This is a genomic window from Exiguobacterium mexicanum, from assembly GCF_005960665.1.
GTDB classification, from domain to species: Bacteria; Bacillota; Bacilli; order Exiguobacteriales; family Exiguobacteriaceae; genus Exiguobacterium; species Exiguobacterium mexicanum_A.
Genome location: NZ_CP040676.1, coordinates 2184148 through 2204976 on the forward strand (window position 1 = coordinate 2184148; position 20829 = coordinate 2204976).

Here is a 20829-nt window from a genome sequence, read left to right on the forward strand (position 1 = left end):
TAGGTGCGTGTCTCTTGTTATGTCCATTCGATCGAGTCGATAATCGATTCGATTTCCAACTTTTCATTCGTCACTTCATCGGCGACATACGTCAAAAACAAAAGTCGCTTCCCGTCTGTCAACGACCATACGTCGAGATGCATGCCGTCTTCAATTCCGCTCGCGTAGGCCGTCGTCATGCCGCCGGCCTCCGACGTGACGCTTGGGGCGACTTTGACGTCGATCGGGAACTCACCTAAAAACGTGTTCAATTCTTGAAGCGCGGCGTCACTCGGGGCTTGTGCTTCCTCCGCTTCATAAATGGACATTTGAAGCGTCCCTTGCGCATCTGCCTCGACAGAGTAAAAGCTGACATGGTCTTCTTCTTCGTTGTATTCAAAGTGTTCTGGGTAGTCTAGACGGATCCAACCGTCAATTTCGTATTCCTTCATGCTGTTTGCTCCTTCGTTTTCTTGAATGCCAGCCCGGTCACCATTTTCGCTTGAAGCGCATATTTGAGACGCTCCGTTACGTAAAGGCGTTGGCTGTTTCGATCTTGGGCAATCATATGCCCGAATAAATTTAGTCTCACGGTTTGCCGTGACAAAAAATAGAGCCGATCCGAATCTAACGGTCGATACTCGCCCGAATCTTCAAGATGTTCAATCTCGAAACGGCGTAACACGTTGAGTGCGCAGTATTGATCCGTCTTTCCGGTGCTCGTGTGCAACTCGACTCGAACGAGTTGAATATCATATGGGCATAAATTCATAAAAATCGGGCCGATTCGTTCATGGATGAGCAGGACGCCCATATCCGTCTCAATCAAATCGGGAAGTGCCTGCATGTCTTGAGAGATACTCAAGACGACGTAAGGGCGTTCAGTCGGTGCGAGCAATTCCCCTTTAAAAAAGCGGAATCGTTGGATGCCGGTCAATACACGGGCCCGCCAGGCACTCCCACGAGCTTCCGCTTCAATCCGATATAGCCTTTCTCGACTCACGACTACTCCCCCTTCAATTGTTTGAGCGACGCGACGAATCGTTCCCACTCCTGGTCGTCACAGACGACCTTACTTTCAATTCCCCATTCTTCATCGATAGTCAAACGTACTTCGTTCGTTTCGAGATGACGCGTGAGCTGTAACGTCCCGATTTGGACGAATAACGGTTCAATGATGAACTGATCGGTCTCTGGACTGATCCATTTCAAGCGCTCTGTCCGGAGAATCACAAGCCAATTCGCCTCACAGCTGATCGAGAATGTCCATTGGCGCAGCTTCGTCTCATGATTGATTTGTTTGCCTTCTTTCATCATCCGAAAGCCCTCGCTCATCATCTGTAAATAGGATTTACGCTCACTCATGCCCCATCCACTCCTCTCTCCTATTATCTTAGCAAGACGACCTAGCCGCAACAACCAATGTTTTTTCAAAAAAGGGTTTGCAAAGCTAAAATCCTGTGCTATTATATTACCGTAACGTTAAGCGTTTCGCGGGTGTAGTTTAATGGTAAAACCTCAGCCTTCCAAGCTGATGACGAGAGTTCGATTCTCTTCACCCGCTCCATTTTAAAATTTCATATGCGGGTGTAGTTTAATGGTAAAACCTCAGCCTTCCAAGCTGATGACGAGAGTTCGATTCTCTTCACCCGCTCCAATTACCGACATATACGCGAGAATTTGCTCGCACACATAACCGCACGGTACACCGTGCATGAAGCAGGACGTCATTCGACGTTCTGCTTTTTTTGTTTTTCACGATAATAGCAGTCATACCGGCGACGCTTAAATGATGACGATTCGGGAAAAGGATGGAAGACAAGAAGGAGGGATTCCCGTGATTCAAGTACGTCTTCAACCGTTCACTGTTTACGAAAGTGCACTCATGCGAACGACTTCGACGTTGATTGAGACGAATGAGAGCTTAATCGTCATCGATCCGAACTGGCTGCCTGAAGAGATTGCCACCATCCGCCGAGACGTCGAACTGCGTCGACAAGGCAAAAAGCTGTATGTCATCTATACGCACCAGCATTACGACCATATTATCGGTGCCTATGCGTTTCCCGATGCGACCGTCATCGCATCTCAGGCGTTCGTCGAGACGGATGCGCGCTCGCAGTTAGACGAGATCCAGTCGTTTTATGAGCAGTATTATATCGATCGCCCCATCGTCAAACCGGCCGTCGACATCATGATCTCCGAGGACGGGACGCTCGCACTCGGCTCTACCCCCATCACGTTTTTATTGACGCCAGGACACGAGTCGACTCATATGTCTTTAATCGTCGAACCGCTGCGGCTCCTGATTTGTGGCGACTACGGGTCCAATATCGAGCCTCCGTTCATCGAGCATGATGCCGAGGCGTATTTGAATTCCTTGCAAAAACTCCAAGCCGCCATTTATGAGTATGAGATTCGGTGGCTCGTCCCGGGCCACGGCGATTTATGCGACGATCGCAGCAAAATGATGGAGCGACTGAGCGCCGCCGAAGAATATATCCTCGCCTTGCCAGAAGAACGCGTTTGGTCTCCCCATTGGCCCGAGCACGCCTTTTTCCAACGCGTCCATGAACGGAACCGTAAGCACGTCGAACAAAAAGCGAAAGATCGCGAGTCACGGCAGCAAGATTATTGACACAAAAAAATCGCAACGTCTCCCCAAGACGTTGCGATCCCCCCTATTATGTAGACCTATTTCTTTGTGATGCGCTCTGAACGGACCGTGAACATACGGTCAATCCCATAAATGGTCACGCCGGTTAAGGCGAGCAATCCAATCATAGCTGATGAAAACATTGACCATACCCCCATTGTTCACAAATTCGTCAAAATCACCCCGTGCCTTCATTATAGAAGAAAACAAACAAAAAAGAAAGCGTTTTCTCCTAACTTTCTTCACAATTTTGTCACCTCTTTGAGTTCCCATTTGCTTGTCCAGCCTTGCGCAAATATGTGTAGCTTTTGTGGAATGTGGGAATACACTCTATAAGAATAAAGAGACAGAAAGCTGTTCGTTGAGGAGGAAGAGGCATGATTAAGTACGGCACATTGGTGCGGGTCGAAGGGAAGTATGCCGTGTTACGTTGGAACAACGGCTCGAGTTTCATCCCAAGACGATTCTTGCCATCAGAAGCACGTGTTGGCGATACAATCATTCGAGACAATCATCACTATTATCTCGAGGAAGACATGACACCGAATTTTGATGCGCTCATCAAACAACATTATAAAAAGTAGACAAAGACAGACCGGTTCACTCCCAGTCTGTCTTTGTCCGTTCATTTACTTTGTTTTGTCTCGCAACCAATCGAAATCGACCGGTCCGACTTGTTTGGCGGTGATCACACCGTCTGATCCGATGACATAGGTCGTCGGCATGGCCACAATGCGATACGTTTTTACAGCCTCGCCGTCTTCGTCTAACAGGACCGGGAAACTGAGCGGCACTTCTTCTAAAAATGCATCGACATCTCGTCGGCCGCGACGTTCGTTATTCGTGATGTTCACGCCTAGCACAGGGACGCCCGTCTCATCGCTAAATTTAATCAGTTCAGGTAGTTCTTCACGGCACGGAGGACACCACGTCGCCCAGAAGTTCACTACAACCGGCTGTCCATTGTAATCGGCGAGCGATAGGCGTTCCCCTTCGACCGTCTCCAGTTCAAGGGCCGGCGCGCGTTGACCGACCTCGAGACCGCCAAGTACGCTATCGTCCGTGGCGATGCTGACCGCCGGTTCCTTCGCCTGACTATTAAACTCGTCATATCCTTTATAGCCTAAACCGGCCACGAGGCCAGCCATGATCAATCCAATCGCTAGTTTATGAAATCGCATGATTTACCCCTTGTCCTGTGTACTGTTCACTCCTAAACTTAACTTATCATATCATTCAAAGGAGAGTAACTATCTTGCAACTTTACAACGAGAAAGTTAGCGTCACACTAAAAGCACACGGTGCCGAAATGACCAGTTGGAACGTCGACGGGACGGAGCTCCTCTGGCAAGGTGACCCAACGTATTGGGGCCGGCAAGCCCCAATCCTTTTTCCGTTCGTCGGACGCCTGCTCGACGACCGTTACTTATATGACGGAATGACGTACACGATGAGCCAACACGGATTTGCGCGCGACGAACTGTTCGAGGTCGCCGAGGCAACAGACACACACGTCCGCTTTATCCTGCGCGATTCTGTCGAGACGCGTAAACACTATCCATTTTCATTCGAACTGAATGTCATCTATCGCCTCATCGGCGAAGAGTTGAGCGTGACGTATCGTGTCGTCAACCGAGATGATACCGTCCTCCCGTTCAGCATCGGCGGGCACCCGGCCTTTAATATCCCATTTGCCGGGGGGACGTTTGAAGACTATACGATTGACTTTGGGGAGACGCGAACACTCGACCGTCTATTGCTCGAAGGACCTTACTTGACGGGTGCCTATCAACCTCTCGGGGAACGCCGTTACATCCCGCTGACGCATCATTTGTTCGACCAAGATGCCCTCATCTTTGAACAAATCGAGTACGCAGCGCTTCGACATCAACCGAGCGGTCGGGCCATCGTCATGGAATCCCCTCACTTCACCCATTTCGGCATCTGGTCGCCTCCACACTCCGACGCCCCGTTCGCTTGTCTCGAACCTTGGTTCGGACACGCTGACTACAAAGGTCATCGGAAGGACATCCGCCATAAAGAAGATATGCAACTGCTCGACCCTGGTGAGTCGTTCGAGGCGACTTACACGCTCTATACCGAATAAAAAACGAGCTGACCGATGTAATCTGTACCCCTTGTAAAGGACATTAATAAAAAAACTTATGCTGATTCAAGGAGATGATTCCTGTACTGTACGGGAGTCATCTTTTTCATGTTCCATTGATAACGATGATGGTTGTAATAGTTAATGGTTTTTCGGATTTCACGCTGTAGTGAATCGAACGTGGTACAGGCCTTTAACTCGACGATATCCTTGAAATGTCCAAAGAATGATTCCTGGACAGCGTTATCCCAACAGTTGCCCCGTCGGGACATGGATTGACCTAGCTTCATACGCTTCACCTCTTTCTGATAGGTCGGGCTCGTGTAGTGCCCTCCTTGATCTGAATGGATGAATGCGTCCTTGTCCAAGCGAATCCTCCGGTTCTTCCGTAAACGCTTCAACGTATCCAATACAATGTCGAGATTGATGTTCTCAGAGAGTTGATGCGCCAGTACCTCATTGGTCGAACCGTCCACGATGGTCGAAAGATAGGCTCGCTTACCGTTCCCGTAAAATATGTAGGTGATATCGGTGAGAAGCACCTTGTAGGGAGTGCCCTGTTTGAATTCGCGTTTGAGGCGATTCGGCACCACCCGGTGCTCGGCCGTCGCCTTAATGAGCCGTTTGTATGGCTTCGCCTTGCGGATTGGACACACGATGTTGTATTTCCGCATGATACGTCGGATACACTTCAGGTTCATCGTCACACCGAAATGACCAGACAGCACCATCTTGATCTGCCTAGCACCCTTCTTGCGCTTCTTGAAGTGGAACGCCTTCAGAACGAGGTCACGAAGAGCCACGTCTTTCGATTCGCGCTCCTGTCTGGTCTGTCTCCTCCGTTCCGAGAAATAGGCGTGGTATCCCTGACGTGACACCCCGGCCACCTGGCAGAGATGGCTGACCATCCCCTTCATTTTGTGCTTGATGATGACACCTTGAATCAGCTCATACTTTTGCGATGCGTTAAGTCCAGCTTTCCTCTCCCTTCCGCCAGGCGGATCTCCTTTAATAGTTCGACCTCTGCTTTCAACAGTTTGTTTTCGGCCTCGAGCTTCGCGTACCGTTCTTCTGTCGACAGCTCTTTATCTCTCCAACGTCCTGAATTACTTGATCGTGTATCGCGCAGCCCCATTACCCCATCTTTTCGGTAAGCTCGTGTCCAACGATTTTTACAAGAACTCATACGCCGTTCACCGAGTACCTCCACATCGAATCCACATCCCCGGAAGATTTCCACAGGGAACTTTCCTTCCAACGTCTGTGCTATAAAAAGTTCCTTAAACTCATCGGTATACGTGATCCCTTTCGGGCTCACAGATTTAACGTAAGGATTTGCGGCTAGCGCATCTATTTCTTTTGACGTAAATATCTTCTTCGACACTCGAATTCACTCCCAATATGATTTAGTCCAGTGTACACAAAAACCCTGAGCAGTAGACTTTTTTTTAGTGTCTACTACTCAGGGTACAGTTTAATGCGGTCAGCTCGTTTTGTTAAAAGCGATTTTCTTGCTCCGCCTCATACTCTGACGGCGGTTTTTTCATGACGATGGCCAGGACGATATAAATCAATAGACCAGGACCCCCGAACAAAGCGAGGACGACGAAGATGATGCGCATTAACGTGACATCGACCCCGAGGTATTTCCCTAGTCCCGAACAGACACCGGCAATCATTTGATCAGACGGATCTTTATACAATTTTCGTTCCATCAGGACACCTTCTCCTCCAGATTTTCGTTAGCGTTGTGGTCGACGAAGCGTTGTTCTGCCTCCAGTCGCCACTTCCCCACGACTGTCAAAATCGAGTGCTTCATTGATTGGGGTACTGCCGGATTTCACTTCGATCCGACGGCCATACAATCCACGATTATCGAGCGAAGCGGTGATGATCGTCGCGACGTCCGTTTCAGAAATCGTCGCACCATTCGCATCACTCAAGTCTTCCGATGCCTCAATCGAGCCTTTCCCTGGCCCATCTACAATTGTCACTGGGCAAATGATCGTGTAGTTTAAACCGCTATGTTCGATATACTCATCGGCCGCGTTATTGGCAGACAAGAAGTTGAAATGTTCTTTCGGTGCCGCGTCCGGTTGATCCGCGCCGTATGCACTGAGCAAGACGACGTGACGGACACGTTCTTTTTTAGCAGCGTCAATCGCTTTCATCGCGACGTTGCGGTCCAGCAGTTCGATTTCCTTGCTTGACCCATCTGCCCCTGCCGTTGCCGCGATGATGACGGCATCTTGTCCCGAGGTCGCCTCGTGAATCCCTTTATCCAATTCTTTCTCGACGTCGACGGTGAGCACGCGCGCACCCATCTTTTCATACTCTGCCTGTAGTTCAGGATAACGAATTAAAGCGGTCACTTGATGCGATTTCGCTAAACTTTTCAATACACGTCTACCGATCTTTCCTGTTGCTCCAATGACTAAAACTTTCATTCAAATTTCCCTCCTCAAAAGAGTAGTTCATTTGATTAAATTTCCTCTTTCGGAACGGAATCAAACCCTTTTCGCGAAATTATCTCACCGTTCCCCACATCGTCAAGTCGAGGGCGTCACGAATGGCTTGAACACTCGCTTCGGTCGGTTGATAGTAATAGACGTTATCGATGTAGGCGTCTTCTCCTTCGATTTGAAGTTTATCCACCTGCGGCTGTAATACCATCGTCATTCCGATCGATGCCATCTGCAACGGATTCATTTCGAGTCCCATTTCGTCTTTCATGAAACGATACGTCGCCGGGATTTTCGTCCACCCCGTCGGACTGGCCAATTTATCGGCGACGGCCGACATGACTTCGGTTTGGCGGTTCGAGCGGGCACCGTCCGTGTCTGTCTTCCGGTGACGGGCGTAGGCGAGCGCCATGTCCCCGTCCATGGCGTAAGACACTCCTTCTGTGTACTCATACGTTTGATTGAAGCCTTTCTCGCTGAACGAGTGGGTCGCTGTGACGTTGACGCCGCCGACGAGGTCAATCAATTCCATAAACGTTTCAAACGTGATCACGACTTGACCGTCAACCGAGGTTTCCGTCAGTCCCTCTACCGCCCCGACCGTACAATCCGCACCGCCATAGGCAAACGCATGGGTGATTTTATCGCCTTCTCGTTCTGGTTCGCAAGGAATCGCTGTATACGTGTCCCGCGGAATCGAGACGTTTTGAACAGTGCGTGAACGTGGTACAAATTCCATCAACTGTAAAGAGTCCGTCCGTGATCCAGATAATGATTCTCCGACGCGGGCGTCACTTCCCATCACTAAAAACGTGACAGGACGCGTTGCCATATAGCCGACTCCGATGAGGAGGAGCAACATGACAAGCAATAGCTTCCCTTTCCACTTCCGGCGGCGCGGTTTGTCTTTCGGTGCGGTCGTCTCATGTTTGACGTGAGTTCGTTCCGGTTCACGTGTTTGGCGTCTCGGTTCCCGTCGTTCGTCTCGAAGTGGCTTTGATTTACGTTTCGTGCCGAACGGAAGGGTTAACTTCGCTTTCGGTTTCCGGACGTCGCGCGCTTTCTTTTTTGGTTCAGACGACTGTTCATGCGCTCGGTTTAGAAACGGATGCTCGCCTTGTGTCGCCTCTGCTTGCCGGCCCGTCTCCCATCTTTCCGGGTTCTCTTCGTTTGTTTGATGATTTATCGTTTCGTGTCGAGCTTGTTCGTTTAGCTGAGCCTCTTCACTCAACCGTTCCCGTTCGAGCTCACGCTTTCTGCGTTCGACACGTGATAAGTGTTGATCGTCATTCATATGCAATACCTCAATTATGGTTAGATTTTTCTACATTATCATCGACAAACGTTTTTCTGACAACGGTTAACGTAAAAATCCGTCTCAAGCATGAGACGGAAGGGTTGTTTTGAATCGAAAGCGGGAAAGGAATAATAATTGGTGTCTGCCCATCTGCGGACAGTTACTTTGTTCGACGTCCTCTTGAAAGGAGGGAGAGCTAATGCGTATCGGGAAGTTACGGATGTTGCTAGAACAGTACGGCGAAGCCACGCTTCGCGATGTGATTGTCGAGATGTATCGAAACATCCCTAAAACCGTGATTGAAGAGAAAGACATCGACTTTATGGTCAGCCAGTTCACACGATATAAAGAACAAAAATCGTCAGACGAACGTCATTCGCTCTCACAAACCATCGTCCTCGCTGAACGTTTTGTCGAATTGGCTTATGATCACTTATATGTAGTACCGAACCAAGTGATGAGTGAACGTGACCAAAAAAATTGGTACATTCATGCGAAAAAAATCATTCGCGATTTAGTCTATTACGCGGATGACGAGCCCGAGGCCCGGACGATGTACGAAGAAATGTTTTTGTTGCTGTCGTCTTCAGCGGGAGAAGAACCGTTCTTCACAACGAGCGATCCTTTCCGGTTGTTAAAATTGTCTCAAACCACGATGTTATCCCAACTGATTCAGTATTATCAACTTGATGCCCCCACGACCGCCGTTTGGATCGATCGTTCCTTATACACCGCACTCCATGTCCCAAAAGATGTTGACTCGACTCGGGTCGACCTGCTCTCGACACTCCTCGATCAATCTTATAATTCGTCCGAATGGAATTTGCTCCGTGAACGTTTGACCACGTTGTGCGACCGCACATTAGCCAAAGCCCACACAGACGAGAACGCCCTTGCCGATTATCAAGCCTTAAAGATGCTTGAGCTGGAATTACTCGTGGAGCGCGGCCATTTATCAGAAGCCGAACAAAAGTTGTTCGCCGAATATATCCCTTTCTTCTCCCATCGTTCAGAACCGTTCAAAGTATATGTGAATATGCTCGAAAGTCGTGGCCACGCGAATGAAACGAAACGATTGCGACGACTCGCCAAAGAAAAACGAATCCAATTTTAATCATACAAAAAAGGGAGTCAATCGACAGCGTCGGTTGACTCCAAAACATGATATGAACGAGGGGTGTTCATCTGAAAAGGAGGGGAAGTTGGTGCAGAACTTCCTTCCTACACGTTTAGTATAAATCAGATTTGAAACCGCTTCCGATTCAGATATTGCATTTTTGTGAACGTTTTCACGTTATTCAATCGCATTGATAATCCCTAGCCCAATCACGGATAATAATACAATCAATACAAAAATGAACACCATCTCGTTCGGGGAGCGAAACCCTTCATATAGTTCTACCGCTTCGTCAATGATGACGTTCTCATGGACAACGATCGGATTCGTTTCCGCCTGCGCCGTATGCGGTATACCCATCAACACTACTGCTAATAACCAAAAACTTATTACGTATCGCATAGTCGTCTCCTTGACTCGTTTCTTACCCATCAGTATAGCATGTCTTTTTCATTTAACCTGAATTGGATTGTTCTACGTTTTAACAAATATCACACCCTGTTTCATCCTCCGCCATCAAACCTCTTTATGTATGTCTTAGCCAGATAGAGTCTCGTCCTTGCGCCATTTCCACGTCAAATCGGAAAGATTTTTGGGTGTTTTTTGAAACAAATACGCCCTTGATTTCCCAATAAATGTTCATCAATTTAATACGAGCATTTATATGTGGTAGCGCTTACAATTTAAGGGTATCTCATTTTATATAGAAAGTAGGACCGCTCGGATGAAGCAGACCTTTACCATCAAAGAAAGTCGTGAACTTCCACCCCATCTTCGACCATTGCTCCACAATCTTTATCCCCCTCAGCACGTCCCGAATCTGTTCAGCTTTCCACCACAGTGCTCGTTGTATACCGGTTGGCTAGGAAATGAGCTCATGGCCGCCATCACCGTGGATTATCGTGACCTCCCCACCACCCAACAGATTCGCATGACTGATGCAGCCTATACAAATTTCGCGGCATTGCGTGGGTTGATTGATCGCGTCTTGTATCAATTCCATCCGCATATCGGACAAAAAACGATGGTCTCTTTAAATGTCCAAAACGCAAAGGCACTTCAACGACTCGATTCGTTCACCGCCATCGGGTTCACACCTCATCTTGAGTCGACCGTTTATGATTTACCTGTACTACCGTTCCAAAAAGAGACATACGCGCAATGGCAACTCTGCCTTGAGCATCCGGAAACGTATGCGTCATGGTCATCGACCCGCAATCAGTACGCCCGTCTTTTGCCAGGCGCCTTACCGGTTTCGGCTAGAACCATCGACGAATGTCATCGAAATCAAGGTGCGTTCCATTCATTGAGACGGAACGGTGCTGTCGTGGGCACGATGTATAGCCGAATCGAGTTCTCGCGCTTGCATATTCATGAGCTCCACATGACGTGCGACTCATTCACGACCCGAGAAGGTCTCTCGTTCCTCCAACAATCATCTTTCATAAAGTTGAAAAAGATTCAAGACGTCAAGGTCACCGTGACATCGCTCCAACCAAGCTTGCGAGACGCCCTACTAAAACAAAAAGCCACCCAAACATCTGTCAGCACTCATACATTTTTAAAAGAATTGGTCCCTTATCCTTCTGTACAGTAAACAGTAAAAAAACACGAAACGTTCTGGGTCCTTCATCGGACTCGTTCGTTTCGTGTTTTCATTCGGCAGCGTTTGTCGATTCCATCGCGAGCGGTGGCATCTGTTCAAAAAGATCGGTTCTAAGTCCTGTATCGCGCCGATCCAACGATTCGATTCGATCGAATTGGATCTCGCGGTCCGCCACGCTGAACCAATAGGTGATATGTGGCTCGTCTGTAAAACGCAGGGCATAATTGGAACCGTTCAAATGAAAGTCCACTTCCGTCGACAAGATTTCAGCAGGACCAATTTTTTTATGTGTCGTCAATCGTTCCAGGACGACTTGTTCTTCATTGATCCGATAATCGACAAACGTCGCAAGTGAGAGTCCAAACACAAATGACACCAGCGCGAACGCGCTGATCAATCCAAGAGTGATCTTTCCGTTCATTTCGCCGTCCCTCCCTCTTTCAGTATATCGGATTCCGACAAAACGTTGTGAAGTGACATTTTGTTCAAGTTTCGTCAAACTAGAGTGTAAGGAGGGATCAAGATGCACATTGACCATACCGGAATCGCTGTCCGTGATTTAGACGAAGCGATTTCATTTTACACGACCGTCCTACAAGGGAAGCTCGTCGATCGCTACACAAACACAGCGGTCGGCGTCGAGACGGAAATCGCCGTCATCCACGTCGGTGACGATGTGATTGAACTGTTGTTGCCGACGAGCCCGACGAGTCCAATCGCCCGCTTCATGAAAGCACGAGGCAAAGGCGTCCACCATATCGCCTACCGGGTTGATGACTTAACCCAATCGATCGAGTCGCTCAAACGAGACGGCATTTCCTTTTTAGAGGACACGTTGCGGACGACGGCAAAAGGCCGACGTCTCATCTATATGGACCCACGTCATTCGGGCGGCGTCATCGTCGAACTGTGCGACTATCCGACAACAAACAAGCAGTGAGGGAGCCCCTCACTGCTTTTGTAATGCCTGCTCGATGATATCACGGTTTTTTGTCTTCAACCGTTCGTTGTGCGAGGACACCATCGCCGCTTTCGTGGCGTCCGGATCGATGAACGTCTTTGCACGGTTGACGGCATTGGCCGCATCTTGGAAAGCACCGGCAATCAGATGGACTTTCCCTTCATGCGTTAAGATATCGCCCGCTGCATATAAACCTGGCACCGACGACTCGCTGCTCGCATTGCCTTTCACGTAAAAACCATCCACCATCTCGACTTGTAACTCGCAATCACCGAGCAGCGCCGTATCCTGCTCGTACCCATGGTTGATGACGACTTCGTCGACTTCTACGAGATCACGTTCCCCCGTCTCGCAATCGACGAGCGAAACAGCATGAATCGTCGTCCCATCCCGAGAGATGAGGTCTTCGATTTGCGTATGCAACCGACAGTCGACACGGCCACAAAGCAACTTATCGACTTGTGACTCATGTCCCTTGAGCGCTTCTTTCCGGTACGTCAAAATGACGCGCTCAGCAATCGGTTCGAGCTCATTGGCCCAGTCGATGGCACTGTTGCCGCCCCCTGAGATCAATACTGTCTTTCCTTTGAACGCCATGAGCGATTTGACCGTATAGTGTAAATTCGAGACCTCGAAGCGCTCTGCCCCGCTGATATCGATTTTCTGTGGTTGTAGGATGCCGCTTCCTGTCGCGACGATGACCGTCTTGGAAACATGCTGTCCATGTGTCGTATCGAGTACGAAATGGCCTTGGTTGTCCTTCGTCATCGATTCGACTTTCTCTCCGAGCACGACGGTCGGATCAAACGTCAAGCCTTGTTCCACCAATTGTTCGATAAGGCGAGCACCGGTCGTCGGTGTGACCCCGCCCACGTCCCAAATCATCTTCTCTGGATAGACATGGATTTTGCCGCCGAGATGTGGTTGAAACTCAATCAATTTCGTCTTCATCCCACGAAGCCCACTATAAAACGTCGCATATAGTCCGGCTGGTCCGCCCCCAATAATCGTTACATCATATACATCTTGTTCGCTCATCGCCCTCACCCTTCCTTGAAACTCCAGCGCCATTGATTCTCATTCTCATTCACTATACCTTGAAACACGCCTGTCGACAATCTATTTTGACATCAAACAAACATTGACACGATGTGTGGCACTTGCTATAGTAGATTCGATATTGAGAATCATTATCACGGGCGTCATCTACGGAAAGGGGAATCCATCATGTCACGGATACATACGACAGATATCGAGGTCGGATATGGCGACAAGACGATTGTAAAACAATTGAGCTTGTCGATTCCCGACCATAAAATCACGACGATCATCGGACCGAACGGCTGTGGAAAATCGACGCTCTTGAAGGCGATGACCCGGATTCTTTCTCCGTCTAACGGTTCAGTCCATTTGGACGGAGCCGACATCGCCAAATGTAACACGAAAGAGATCGCCCGAAAAATGGCGATCCTGCCGCAAACGCCAGAAGGTGCCGGCGGATTGACGGTTGGAGAACTCGTCTCCTACGGCCGGTTCCCTTATCAATCCGGATTTGGCCGCCTTTCGAAACATGATCATGAAGTGATTGATTGGGCGCTTGACGTGACCGGGACGCTCGCCTATAAAGACCGCAGCGTCGATGCCCTCTCAGGCGGACAACGTCAGCGTGTATGGATTGCGATGGCGCTCGCCCAAGAGACCGATTTGATTTTCTTGGACGAACCGACGACGTATCTCGACTTGGCCCATCAGCTCGAAGTACTCGAACTGCTCGAGACGCTCAATCGAGACCAAGGACGAACCATCGTCATGGTCCTCCACGACTTGAATCAGGCCGCTCGCTTTGCCGATCACATCGTCGCGATGAAAGACGGCGAAGTACTCGCGACAGGAACGGCCGAAGAAGTCATCTGTCCGCTCGTCCTCAGACAAGTATTCCACATCGATGCCATCATCGGTCGCGACCCGCGGACCGAGAAGCCGATGTGTCTCACGTATCACTTGATCAAAGAAGAGACAAACGAAGTGAAACACGACAAACAGGTCGCCGCAGCACTGCTTACCAACGCGTATTAATCGGCTGAGCACTACTTGACGTCCCGCACATTGCGAGACGTTTTTTCATTCAGCGTGCGTTTTTGGGGAGGAAGACGCGGGTATTGAGTGGAAGATACTGAGAAAGGAGGCACGCTATGGATTGGTTAGACGGGTTCTTCATTCTCATCTCAGTCGCTTGGCTATATGAAATTTGGCGTTACCGAAATCGGTCCGAGCCGACCGACGGCGCCAGTGAGCACGCCAGTTTTTACATCGTTTCATTGATCATGGTCATCGTGTTCGCGGTTTCCATCGGATTATCCGTCTGGACAGATGTACGTCAACCGCTTCCCCAACGTCTGCTCGGACTCGGTTGCTACGTAGCCGGAGTGTCGCTCCGCTATTGGGGCATCGGGCAGTTGCGCCATCAGTTCACCCGTCACGTCGTCGTCCGTCCCGAGGATGAACTCGTCAGTTCGGGGCCGTATCGCTATTTACGTCACCCGCTCTACACAGGGCTCTTGTTTATCACACTCGGGTTTTCACTTTACTTCACGCATTGGGGCATCGCCTTATTCGGCACATTCTCGATTGGTTTAGCGCTGTTATGGCGAATTCATATCGAAGAGAAGATGCTGACCTCTCATTTCGGGAGCGCGTATCGAACGTGGGCCAAATCGCGTAAACGATTGATCCCGTTCATCTATTGAGCAACAATCGCTGAATAAACCAAAAACATGCACGCCGTCAATCGATGACGGTCGTGCATGTTTTTTTATACAGAGAAGCGTCCGAGCAGACGGACGATCATAAAGCCTGCTCCAAATGAGAGGATACTGAGCACCCACATGAGCGTCGTGTCCGGGAGACCCGGGAATACGACCGCGAGCGAGCCGATGACGAGGCCTAAAATGACAGAAAACGTCATGCCTGGAAAATGGCCGAGCAAATAGCGGATCACTTTACTGCTGACGATGAAACCGACCGCCACCCCAAGACCGACGATACCGATGATGAGAATATTCAAGTTCGATAACGCACTGATGACGGTTGGATAGACCCCGATGAGAAGCAAGACGAACGAGCCGCTAATCCCTGGTAACAACATGGCCATACTTCCGAGCCATCCTGAGAAGAACAACAGGATCGCCGTGCTTGTGGAAAGTTCTGTAATGATGGCCGTATCCGCCGGTTTAATGATAGCCATGCTCGCCACAAGAATGGCCCCGATCGCCATGGCGACGATATGTACCGGACGCATGACCGCACGCGATCGAAATTCAAACAGGAGCAACGGGATTATCCCGAGAATCAACCCGATGAAAAAGAACTGGGTCGGCTCGTAATATTCAAGCAGCAAAAATTCGATTACGCGGCTAAGACCTAAAATCGCACTCGCCATCCCGATCCCGAGCGGAATCAAGAACAAGATATGCTGTTTCCAATGTCGACTGAAAATCCCACTGATCGCTTCAATCAACCGGTCATAAATTCCTAAAATAACTGCAATCGTCCCACCACTGACACCGGGAATCAAGTCACTCGTCCCCATCGCGATGCCGCGCAGGATATTTTTCCATTCCATACATGATCTCCTTTTTCGCTACTGATTCATTTCAAGCATTTAGTATAGCCGAATCGCAATCATTTTGCATCGGTTTTAAGACTGATAATTGACCGATTGACGGTTCATTCAAAGCGCGAGCGCCATATAATCAAACCGTCCTCCGGAGATATCGATTTCTTTCACTTTTTTGAAACCGAGCCGCTCATATAACCGCCCGGCTGCCGGATTCGTCTGGTCAACGTTGAGCGTGACTTGTGGGATGCCTATCTCACGGGCATGGTCGATCGCTTGTTGAATCAGTTTCGTCCCAATCCCACGGCCGCCGAACGACGAGTCGACAGCGACCGAATCGATATAGAGCACATCCCCTGAGGTTTCGACGTCTAACGTGTCCGGTTGCCCTTGGGTCCGGAGCCACGTCTTGATCGGTTCATCCAACTGCGATGCCCGTTCCCCGTGGTAGGCAATCAGAATGCCCGCCATCACTGTCTCGTTTTCCGCCACCCAAACGTTTTCGTAGCTCAAGCGGTTTCCGGGCTGACCAATCCACATCGAGAGTCGTTCGAGTACTTGTTGTTGGTCTGACGTACCGGTCAACGAATACGCAATTTCGTGAATCGCCGCGTAAACGAGCGGTGCGATTTGCGTGCTGTCATCCGGTGTCGCTTTTCGAATATTCATCTTTATCGCCTCCACCCATCAGTCTAGCACAAAGCTTCTTTCAAAGGGTTTGTCGGACAGTGAAGTGTGGGATGATACAAACAGAAGGGAGGAATAAGTAATGAAAGCAATTTTGACAGGCATGAACGGGACGGTCGCCCCTGTCGTCGCCCGTACATTAAAGCGGCACGGCATCGAGCCGGTCGCGTGGGACCGCACGAAAGTGTCCACATCTGACGAGGCTGAGATGCGAGCCTTTATCGAATCGGTCCGCCCGACTTATTTTCTTCATATTGGCATGGGCGCCGTCGAATGGGCCGATACGCTCGCACGTCTATGCGGGGAATACAAAATCCCCTTCCTCTTCACGAGCACCGTCTCCGTCTTCTCCGACGATATGACGGGACCAATCACCCCGGACACACCGCCCGATGCAACAGATGAATATGGTGCCTATAAACGGGCGTGTGAAGAAACCATCGCCCGGACTAATCCCGGTGCCCAAATCGTCCGCCTCGGTTGGCAAATCGGGGACGGTCCCGGTTCGAACAATATGATGGATTATTTCGAGACCGAGATGAAGCGAAACGGTATAATCGTCGCGAGCGCACACTGGTACCCGTCCTGCTCGTTTTTAGAAGATACGGCGGACGCCTTGTTCGAGATTTTGACGAAACGTGGGCCGGGACTGTATCAATTGAACGGCAACCCGAGCCATTCCCTCTATGACATCGCACTCGGCTTGAAAGAGTTGCATGACACATCATGGCAAATCGAACGAACCGACGAACCGAAACGGGATAACCGTATGGTCGACACGAACATCACAATCCAACCGATCACGAAACGGTTAGCCTTGCACACAAAATGAGTCGCCTCTCGGCGACTCATTTGCGTTCAACCTGTTTCAACACGAGCCCGCTTTTCGGCAAACTCGGTAAGTCCACAAAACTATAACTAAGGTCTTGAGACGGTACCTCATAGCGATAGCGGTTCAAGAACACGTCGATCGTTTCACGCATGATGGCGATCGTCACATGTTCCCCGGCGCAGCGATGCCCAAAATCCACATCCCCGCCACCTTGAGGGATGAACGTGAACGGGCTCTCGGTCCAACCTTTGAACCGGTCTGGATTGAACTGTTCGGGTTCCGTCCAAAGCGAGGGGTCGTGGTTCGTCCCATACAAGTCGAGCAAGACGAGCGTCCCTTGCTCGAACGCAAACCCATCCCATTCGAAGTCCTGCTTGACGCGCGCGGCCGTCACCGGGAAGAACGGATAAAAGCGCCGGACTTCTTGGACGAACCATGTCGAATCCGTCTCGCCGTAGGCCAACCGGGCACGAGCCCCAGGAAACTGATGCAACGCGAGCACAGTGAACAAGACGTAAATCGACACCGCCACAGTCGGTCGTATAATATTGATCACCTCGACCGCCACGACATCGGCCGGAAGCAGTTCCCCTGCCTCATCACGATGCCATGAAAATTCATACAGCGCTGTCTGTTCGTTCGGAAGCAACCGGTTCGTCCGCACTTCCTCGACCATCTTCCGAACCCAAGACTCGGCCGACGACCGGGCCGCCCGTCCACGTATGTGCTTTGGTCCAAGGGCCGTCCCCGATTCGAACAACAACCGCATCTCATCCGTCCGCTGTTTCACTTCATGCTCGTCGAGCGGGACCCCGGCCCATTCACAAACGGCCCGCATGAGGACTTCTTGAGCCATACCATAGAGCATTGTTTCGTCTTCGGCCGCATCGAGCGCTCGTTCCCATTCACGGCTGACAAGTCTCGTCAGGCGCTCGATATTTCCTGGGAACATGAGCGACATGAACATCTTTTTTCGATGTGCATGCGCCGCACCGTCCAGCGTCTGCACCCCGTCCTCCCCGAACAACGTCTTCAGCAACCGCTTCGGTGCCGCGTCTTGCCGAACGAATTTGTCCGCGTCATAAAATAAAGCGGCTGCCTCGGAACCACCGAGACAGATTGCTCGCTCCCCAAGCAAACGCGTTTCGAATAGGTTTGACTGAAAGCTTTTTCTGCGGTTCGGGACATACAAGTAGCCCTCCCGGAGGAACGCCAAGCTATGGTCGAGCCCTTGTTCTTTCGGAATCGGTCGTGTCATGATGTATCATCCTTTCCAACTTTTCTATAGAGGATGTTCCCCTGTTATTAGCGAACAAACCTATAAAGAAAGGAGGCGGGCGAATGCTCTCATTTATTTTGACATTTCGTCGCATGTTTCGCGGAATCTGGCGCGGTCTGAAAGACGCTGAGTTTCAAGTGTTGTTCAGTCTCGCCCTTCTGACCATCATCTCGGGGACACTATTTTATTCACGGTTCGAGGACATGCGTTGGCTTGACGCCTTGTATTTCAGCGTCGTCACGCTCACGACGATCGGCTATGGGGATTTCGTCCCGACGACCGATCTCGGTAAAGTGTTCACGATCGGCTACGTCATTACTGGTGTCGGCATCATGGTCGGCTTCATCACCAAAGTCTTTGACCACCTCCAGCAAGCGCGACTCGAAGAGGTCCGCAAACGAAACACGCCACCGTCTCCTTGAAGACGGTGGCGTGTTTCGTTAAGATGCTTTTCGATTTCGATTTTCGAGCTCGAGTTGCTGATTGAACCGTTTCGTCTCGGCGATCACGACACCCGACAAGAACAGCAGACCAATCAAGTTCGGGATGGCCATCAAACCGTTAAACACATCGGAAAGGGCCCAGACCAAGTTAAGGTTCGTCGTCATCGCGCCGAGTCCGGCCACGAGGACGAAGGCGATGCGATACGGAATAATCGATTTCTGGCCGAACAAGTAGTGAATCGAACGTTCTCCATAATACGACCATCCGAGCACCGTCGAATAGGCGAACATGACGAGGCCGATTGTCACGATATATCCGCCAGCCGGCCCTAAAAATTGCTCAAACGTCGCCGTCGTCAACGCGACCCCTTCGAGCCCCGACCCGATTTGTCCGCCCATGACGAGCGTGATCCCTGTGACCGAACAGACGATGAGCGTATCGAGGAACACTTGCGTCATCGAGACGAGTGCCTGACGCCCTGGCATATCCGTCTTGGCCGCCGCCGCCGCGATTGGGGCCGATCCAAGACCGGCCTCGTTCGAGAAGACGCCGCGGGCCACCCCGTAACGAATCGCCGCCCCGATCGCTCCTCCACCAATTGCCTCGGCGCTTAACGTGCTGCTGAAGATGAGTGAAATCGCATCTGGAATGAGCGTATAGTTCATAATCATAATCAATAATCCACTGCCGAGATAAAAGACGATCATGACCGGTACGAAGTAACTGACGACGCGACCGATTGATTTGACACCGCCCAAGATGACCGCACCCGTGAAGATCATGATCAAGATACCGGAGACATACAACGGCACGTCAAACGTCGTCTTGAGCGCCATCGCCACCGAATTCGTCTGTACCCCGTTTCCAATCCCGAACGCCGCGAGGGAAGCGAACCCCGCGAAGGCGACAGCGAGCCAGCGCTGTTTCAAGCCGCGCTCCAAGTAATACATTGGTCCCCCAGCCATTTGTCCCCGCTCATCAGTGACCCGATATTTGACCGCGAGCACGGCTTCCGCGTATTTGGTCGCCATTCCGAAGAAACCGGATACCCACATCCAGACGATCGCGCCTGGCCCACCGAGCACGACGGCCGTCGCGACCCCAACGATATTCCCCGTACCGACCGTAGCCGCGAGCGCGGTCATGAGTGCTTGGAAGTGACTGATGTCCCCTTTCGATGACTTGTCCTGATTTTTAGAGAATGCGAGCTTCAGTGCGTAAGGCAACTTCGTGATTTGAATTCCCCCGAGACGTACCGTCAAATAAATGCCTGTCCCCACAAGCAAAATCAATAACGGTGGTCCCCACACAAAGTTTGAGATCGTACCGATGAGTTCACTGAACGATTGACCCATGTTGTATTCCCCTTTCCCCGTATGTAATGAGTACATCTCTATTTTTTCAGAATACTTAGAAGATTGTCAAAAGTATTGTGATAAAACAAGTCAGAGAAAGAGGGGCTGTATCTAAAACAGCGAGCCGTCGATTAGACGTCTCGCTGAGATGGGGGTTTTTCACGTTGTAACGGCGCCTTCCAATCGAACTCGTCCGGCACGTAGTCGAGCCCGCCCGAATGGAACGGTTGGCAACGCATGAGCCGGCGCGTCGTCAAATAACCACCTTTGAGTGCACCATGTTTCTCGATCGCCTCGATCCCATAATGCGAACAACTCGGATAAAACCGACACGTCGGTGGTTTCCACGGAGAAATGAAGCGTTGATACCCTTGAATCCCCCGGACTAACACTCGTTTCACGTTTCATCGCCTCCTGATTGATTACTGCCA

26 protein-coding genes and 2 tRNA genes are annotated in these 20829 nt (G+C 50.4%); 12 read left to right on the top strand and 16 right to left on the bottom strand.

Annotation, left to right across the window (positions count from 1 at the left end; translation table 11 throughout):
* Window positions 1-17 precede the first annotated feature (17 nt).
* From FED52_RS11595 to FED52_RS11605, 3 genes are read right to left on the bottom strand one after another with little or no spacing between them, the layout of a single operon-like run.
* Window positions 18-431 carry a hypothetical protein gene (locus tag FED52_RS11595; RefSeq protein WP_034781164.1) on the bottom strand — a complete coding sequence of 138 codons (414 nt, stop codon included), beginning with the start codon at window positions 429-431 and terminating at the stop codon, window positions 18-20.
* On the bottom strand, window positions 428-982 hold the full coding sequence (locus FED52_RS11600) for a hypothetical protein (protein WP_138859959.1): 555 nt from the start codon (window positions 980-982) through the stop codon (window positions 428-430). Before FED52_RS11600 ends, FED52_RS11595 begins: the two co-directional genes overlap by 4 nt.
* Window positions 983-984: 2 nt before the next feature.
* Window positions 985-1344 (bottom strand): hypothetical protein, encoded by a 360-nt coding sequence (locus FED52_RS11605; protein WP_138859960.1) that lies wholly within the window; start codon window positions 1342-1344, stop codon window positions 985-987.
* A 128-nt stretch (window positions 1345-1472) separates the two neighbouring features.
* Between FED52_RS11605 and FED52_RS11610 the strand changes: the two genes are divergently transcribed.
* The 4 genes from FED52_RS11610 (at window position 1473) to FED52_RS11625 (ending at window position 3219) form a co-directional block, all read left to right on the top strand.
* Window positions 1473-1546: transfer RNA gene (locus FED52_RS11610), tRNA-Gly, on the top strand.
* A 16-nt stretch (window positions 1547-1562) separates the two neighbouring features.
* Window positions 1563-1636, top strand: a tRNA-Gly gene (locus FED52_RS11615).
* Window positions 1637-1816: 180 nt separating this feature from the next.
* Window positions 1817-2617: an MBL fold metallo-hydrolase gene (locus FED52_RS11620; RefSeq protein ID WP_034781170.1), complete on the top strand. Its 801-nt coding sequence runs from the start codon at window positions 1817-1819 to the stop codon at window positions 2615-2617.
* A 395-nt stretch (window positions 2618-3012) separates the two neighbouring features.
* On the top strand, window positions 3013-3219 hold the full coding sequence (locus FED52_RS11625; RefSeq protein ID WP_016508383.1) for a DUF3006 domain-containing protein: 207 nt from the start codon (window positions 3013-3015) through the stop codon (window positions 3217-3219).
* Window positions 3220-3264: 45 nt separating this feature from the next.
* Here FED52_RS11625 and FED52_RS11630 read toward each other — a convergent pair whose 3' ends face one another.
* Window positions 3265-3816, bottom strand: coding sequence for a TlpA family protein disulfide reductase (locus FED52_RS11630; RefSeq protein ID WP_138859961.1), 552 nt, complete (start codon window positions 3814-3816; stop codon window positions 3265-3267).
* 74 nt (window positions 3817-3890) lie between these two features.
* Between FED52_RS11630 and FED52_RS11635 the strand changes: the two genes are divergently transcribed.
* Window positions 3891-4742, top strand: a complete 852-nt coding sequence (locus FED52_RS11635) for an aldose 1-epimerase family protein (RefSeq protein WP_235420259.1) — start codon at window positions 3891-3893, stop codon at window positions 4740-4742.
* Window positions 4743-4798: 56 nt separating this feature from the next.
* Here the strand turns inward: FED52_RS11635 and FED52_RS11640 are convergent.
* From FED52_RS11640 to FED52_RS11655, 4 genes are all read right to left on the bottom strand, one after another.
* Window positions 4799-6126, bottom strand: a protein-coding gene (locus tag FED52_RS11640) for an IS3 family transposase (RefSeq protein WP_138858667.1) whose coding sequence is annotated in 2 segments (ribosomal slippage) — window positions 4799-5727 and window positions 5727-6126 — 1329 coding nt in all. Because the reading frame shifts where the segments join, the coding sequence is not laid out codon by codon here.
* A gap of 112 nt (window positions 6127-6238) precedes the next feature.
* Window positions 6239-6457, bottom strand: coding sequence for a PspC domain-containing protein (locus FED52_RS11645; protein WP_034781174.1), 219 nt, complete (start codon window positions 6455-6457; stop codon window positions 6239-6241).
* A 27-nt stretch (window positions 6458-6484) separates the two neighbouring features.
* On the bottom strand, window positions 6485-7189 hold the full coding sequence (locus FED52_RS11650) for an SDR family oxidoreductase (RefSeq protein ID WP_034781176.1): 705 nt from the start codon (window positions 7187-7189) through the stop codon (window positions 6485-6487).
* A gap of 79 nt (window positions 7190-7268) precedes the next feature.
* Entirely contained in the window at window positions 7269-8498 is a 1230-nt protein-coding gene (locus FED52_RS11655; protein WP_138859962.1) for an LCP family protein, read from the bottom strand.
* Between the two features lie 202 nt (window positions 8499-8700).
* On the opposite strand from FED52_RS11655, the gene FED52_RS11660 reads away from it, so the two are divergent.
* Window positions 8701-9615: a hypothetical protein gene (locus tag FED52_RS11660; protein WP_138859963.1), complete on the top strand. Its 915-nt coding sequence runs from the start codon at window positions 8701-8703 to the stop codon at window positions 9613-9615.
* A 180-nt stretch (window positions 9616-9795) separates the two neighbouring features.
* Here FED52_RS11660 and FED52_RS11665 read toward each other — a convergent pair whose 3' ends face one another.
* Window positions 9796-9978, bottom strand: coding sequence for a hypothetical protein (locus FED52_RS11665; protein ID WP_240731264.1), 183 nt, complete (start codon window positions 9976-9978; stop codon window positions 9796-9798).
* Window positions 9979-10342: 364 nt separating this feature from the next.
* On the opposite strand from FED52_RS11665, the gene FED52_RS11670 reads away from it, so the two are divergent.
* Window positions 10343-11215: a hypothetical protein gene (locus FED52_RS11670; RefSeq protein ID WP_138859965.1), complete on the top strand. Its 873-nt coding sequence runs from the start codon at window positions 10343-10345 to the stop codon at window positions 11213-11215.
* 58 nt (window positions 11216-11273) lie between these two features.
* Here FED52_RS11670 and FED52_RS11675 read toward each other — a convergent pair whose 3' ends face one another.
* Window positions 11274-11645 (bottom strand): hypothetical protein, encoded by a 372-nt coding sequence (locus FED52_RS11675; protein WP_034781184.1) that lies wholly within the window; start codon window positions 11643-11645, stop codon window positions 11274-11276.
* 102 nt (window positions 11646-11747) lie between these two features.
* Here FED52_RS11675 and FED52_RS11680 point away from each other — a divergent pair, with 102 nt between their 5' ends.
* On the top strand, window positions 11748-12164 hold the full coding sequence (locus FED52_RS11680; protein WP_138859966.1) for a VOC family protein: 417 nt from the start codon (window positions 11748-11750) through the stop codon (window positions 12162-12164).
* Window positions 12165-12173: 9 nt separating this feature from the next.
* Here the strand turns inward: FED52_RS11680 and FED52_RS11685 are convergent, their stop codons facing one another.
* On the bottom strand, window positions 12174-13223 hold the full coding sequence (locus tag FED52_RS11685; protein ID WP_138859967.1) for an NAD(P)/FAD-dependent oxidoreductase: 1050 nt from the start codon (window positions 13221-13223) through the stop codon (window positions 12174-12176).
* A gap of 189 nt (window positions 13224-13412) precedes the next feature.
* Between FED52_RS11685 and FED52_RS11690 the strand changes: the two genes are divergently transcribed.
* Window positions 13413-14261 carry an ABC transporter ATP-binding protein gene (locus FED52_RS11690; RefSeq protein WP_138859968.1) on the top strand — a complete coding sequence of 283 codons (849 nt, stop codon included), beginning with the start codon at window positions 13413-13415 and terminating at the stop codon, window positions 14259-14261.
* A gap of 116 nt (window positions 14262-14377) precedes the next feature.
* Window positions 14378-14932, top strand: coding sequence for a methyltransferase family protein (locus FED52_RS11695; protein WP_034781189.1), 555 nt, complete (start codon window positions 14378-14380; stop codon window positions 14930-14932).
* Between the two features lie 65 nt (window positions 14933-14997).
* On the opposite strand, the gene FED52_RS11700 is transcribed toward FED52_RS11695, so the two are convergent.
* Window positions 14998-15807 carry a DUF368 domain-containing protein gene (locus FED52_RS11700; protein ID WP_138859969.1) on the bottom strand — a complete coding sequence of 270 codons (810 nt, stop codon included), beginning with the start codon at window positions 15805-15807 and terminating at the stop codon, window positions 14998-15000.
* 108 nt (window positions 15808-15915) lie between these two features.
* On the bottom strand, window positions 15916-16470 hold the full coding sequence (locus FED52_RS11705) for a GNAT family N-acetyltransferase (RefSeq protein ID WP_138859970.1): 555 nt from the start codon (window positions 16468-16470) through the stop codon (window positions 15916-15918).
* Between the two features lie 100 nt (window positions 16471-16570).
* Between FED52_RS11705 and FED52_RS11710 the strand changes: the two genes are divergently transcribed.
* Complete coding sequence (locus FED52_RS11710; RefSeq protein ID WP_138859971.1) at window positions 16571-17320, top strand: sugar nucleotide-binding protein; 750 nt, start codon at window positions 16571-16573, stop codon at window positions 17318-17320.
* 16 nt (window positions 17321-17336) lie between these two features.
* Here FED52_RS11710 and FED52_RS11715 read toward each other — a convergent pair whose 3' ends face one another.
* Entirely contained in the window at window positions 17337-18578 is a 1242-nt protein-coding gene (locus tag FED52_RS11715; RefSeq protein ID WP_138859972.1) for a cytochrome P450, read from the bottom strand.
* 83 nt (window positions 18579-18661) lie between these two features.
* Here FED52_RS11715 and FED52_RS11720 point away from each other — a divergent pair, with 83 nt between their 5' ends.
* Complete coding sequence (locus FED52_RS11720; RefSeq protein WP_138859973.1) at window positions 18662-19021, top strand: potassium channel family protein; 360 nt, start codon at window positions 18662-18664, stop codon at window positions 19019-19021.
* An 18-nt stretch (window positions 19022-19039) separates the two neighbouring features.
* Here the strand turns inward: FED52_RS11720 and FED52_RS11725 are convergent, their stop codons facing one another.
* On the bottom strand, window positions 19040-20398 hold the full coding sequence (locus tag FED52_RS11725) for an alanine/glycine:cation symporter family protein (RefSeq protein WP_138859974.1): 1359 nt from the start codon (window positions 20396-20398) through the stop codon (window positions 19040-19042).
* 131 nt (window positions 20399-20529) lie between these two features.
* On the bottom strand, window positions 20530-20799 hold the full coding sequence (yidD, locus tag FED52_RS11730; RefSeq protein WP_138859975.1) for a membrane protein insertion efficiency factor YidD: 270 nt from the start codon (window positions 20797-20799) through the stop codon (window positions 20530-20532).
* Window positions 20800-20829: the final 30 nt, after the last annotated feature.

Excerpts from the sequence above, each read along its gene's own strand:
- FED52_RS11595 (WP_034781164.1), bottom strand. The coding sequence starts at position 431 with ATGAAGGAATACGAAATTGACGGTTGGATCCGTCTAGACTACCCAGAA.
- FED52_RS11605 (WP_138859960.1), bottom strand. The coding sequence starts at position 1,344 with ATGAGTGAGCGTAAATCCTATTTACAGATGATGAGCGAGGGCTTTCGG.
- FED52_RS11625 (WP_016508383.1), top strand. The coding sequence starts at position 3,013 with ATGATTAAGTACGGCACATTGGTGCGGGTCGAAGGGAAGTATGCCGTG.
- FED52_RS11630 (WP_138859961.1), bottom strand. The coding sequence starts at position 3,816 with ATGCGATTTCATAAACTAGCGATTGGATTGATCATGGCTGGCCTCGTG.
- FED52_RS11645 (WP_034781174.1), bottom strand. The coding sequence starts at position 6,457 with ATGGAACGAAAATTGTATAAAGATCCGTCTGATCAAATGATTGCCGGT.
- FED52_RS11650 (WP_034781176.1), bottom strand. The coding sequence starts at position 7,189 with ATGAAAGTTTTAGTCATTGGAGCAACAGGAAAGATCGGTAGACGTGTA.
- FED52_RS11655 (WP_138859962.1), bottom strand. The coding sequence starts at position 8,498 with ATGAATGACGATCAACACTTATCACGTGTCGAACGCAGAAAGCGTGAG.
- FED52_RS11660 (WP_138859963.1), top strand. The coding sequence starts at position 8,701 with ATGCGTATCGGGAAGTTACGGATGTTGCTAGAACAGTACGGCGAAGCC.
- FED52_RS11665 (WP_240731264.1), bottom strand. The coding sequence starts at position 9,978 with ATGGGTATACCGCATACGGCGCAGGCGGAAACGAATCCGATCGTTGTC.
- FED52_RS11670 (WP_138859965.1), top strand. The coding sequence starts at position 10,343 with ATGAAGCAGACCTTTACCATCAAAGAAAGTCGTGAACTTCCACCCCAT.
- FED52_RS11675 (WP_034781184.1), bottom strand. The coding sequence starts at position 11,645 with ATGAACGGAAAGATCACTCTTGGATTGATCAGCGCGTTCGCGCTGGTG.
- FED52_RS11680 (WP_138859966.1), top strand. The coding sequence starts at position 11,748 with ATGCACATTGACCATACCGGAATCGCTGTCCGTGATTTAGACGAAGCG.
- FED52_RS11685 (WP_138859967.1), bottom strand. The coding sequence starts at position 13,223 with ATGAGCGAACAAGATGTATATGATGTAACGATTATTGGGGGCGGACCA.
- FED52_RS11690 (WP_138859968.1), top strand. The coding sequence starts at position 13,413 with ATGTCACGGATACATACGACAGATATCGAGGTCGGATATGGCGACAAG.
- FED52_RS11695 (WP_034781189.1), top strand. The coding sequence starts at position 14,378 with ATGGATTGGTTAGACGGGTTCTTCATTCTCATCTCAGTCGCTTGGCTA.
- FED52_RS11700 (WP_138859969.1), bottom strand. The coding sequence starts at position 15,807 with ATGGAATGGAAAAATATCCTGCGCGGCATCGCGATGGGGACGAGTGAC.
- FED52_RS11705 (WP_138859970.1), bottom strand. The coding sequence starts at position 16,470 with ATGAATATTCGAAAAGCGACACCGGATGACAGCACGCAAATCGCACCG.
- FED52_RS11710 (WP_138859971.1), top strand. The coding sequence starts at position 16,571 with ATGAAAGCAATTTTGACAGGCATGAACGGGACGGTCGCCCCTGTCGTC.
- FED52_RS11715 (WP_138859972.1), bottom strand. The coding sequence starts at position 18,578 with ATGACACGACCGATTCCGAAAGAACAAGGGCTCGACCATAGCTTGGCG.
- FED52_RS11720 (WP_138859973.1), top strand. The coding sequence starts at position 18,662 with ATGCTCTCATTTATTTTGACATTTCGTCGCATGTTTCGCGGAATCTGG.
- FED52_RS11725 (WP_138859974.1), bottom strand. The coding sequence starts at position 20,398 with ATGGGTCAATCGTTCAGTGAACTCATCGGTACGATCTCAAACTTTGTG.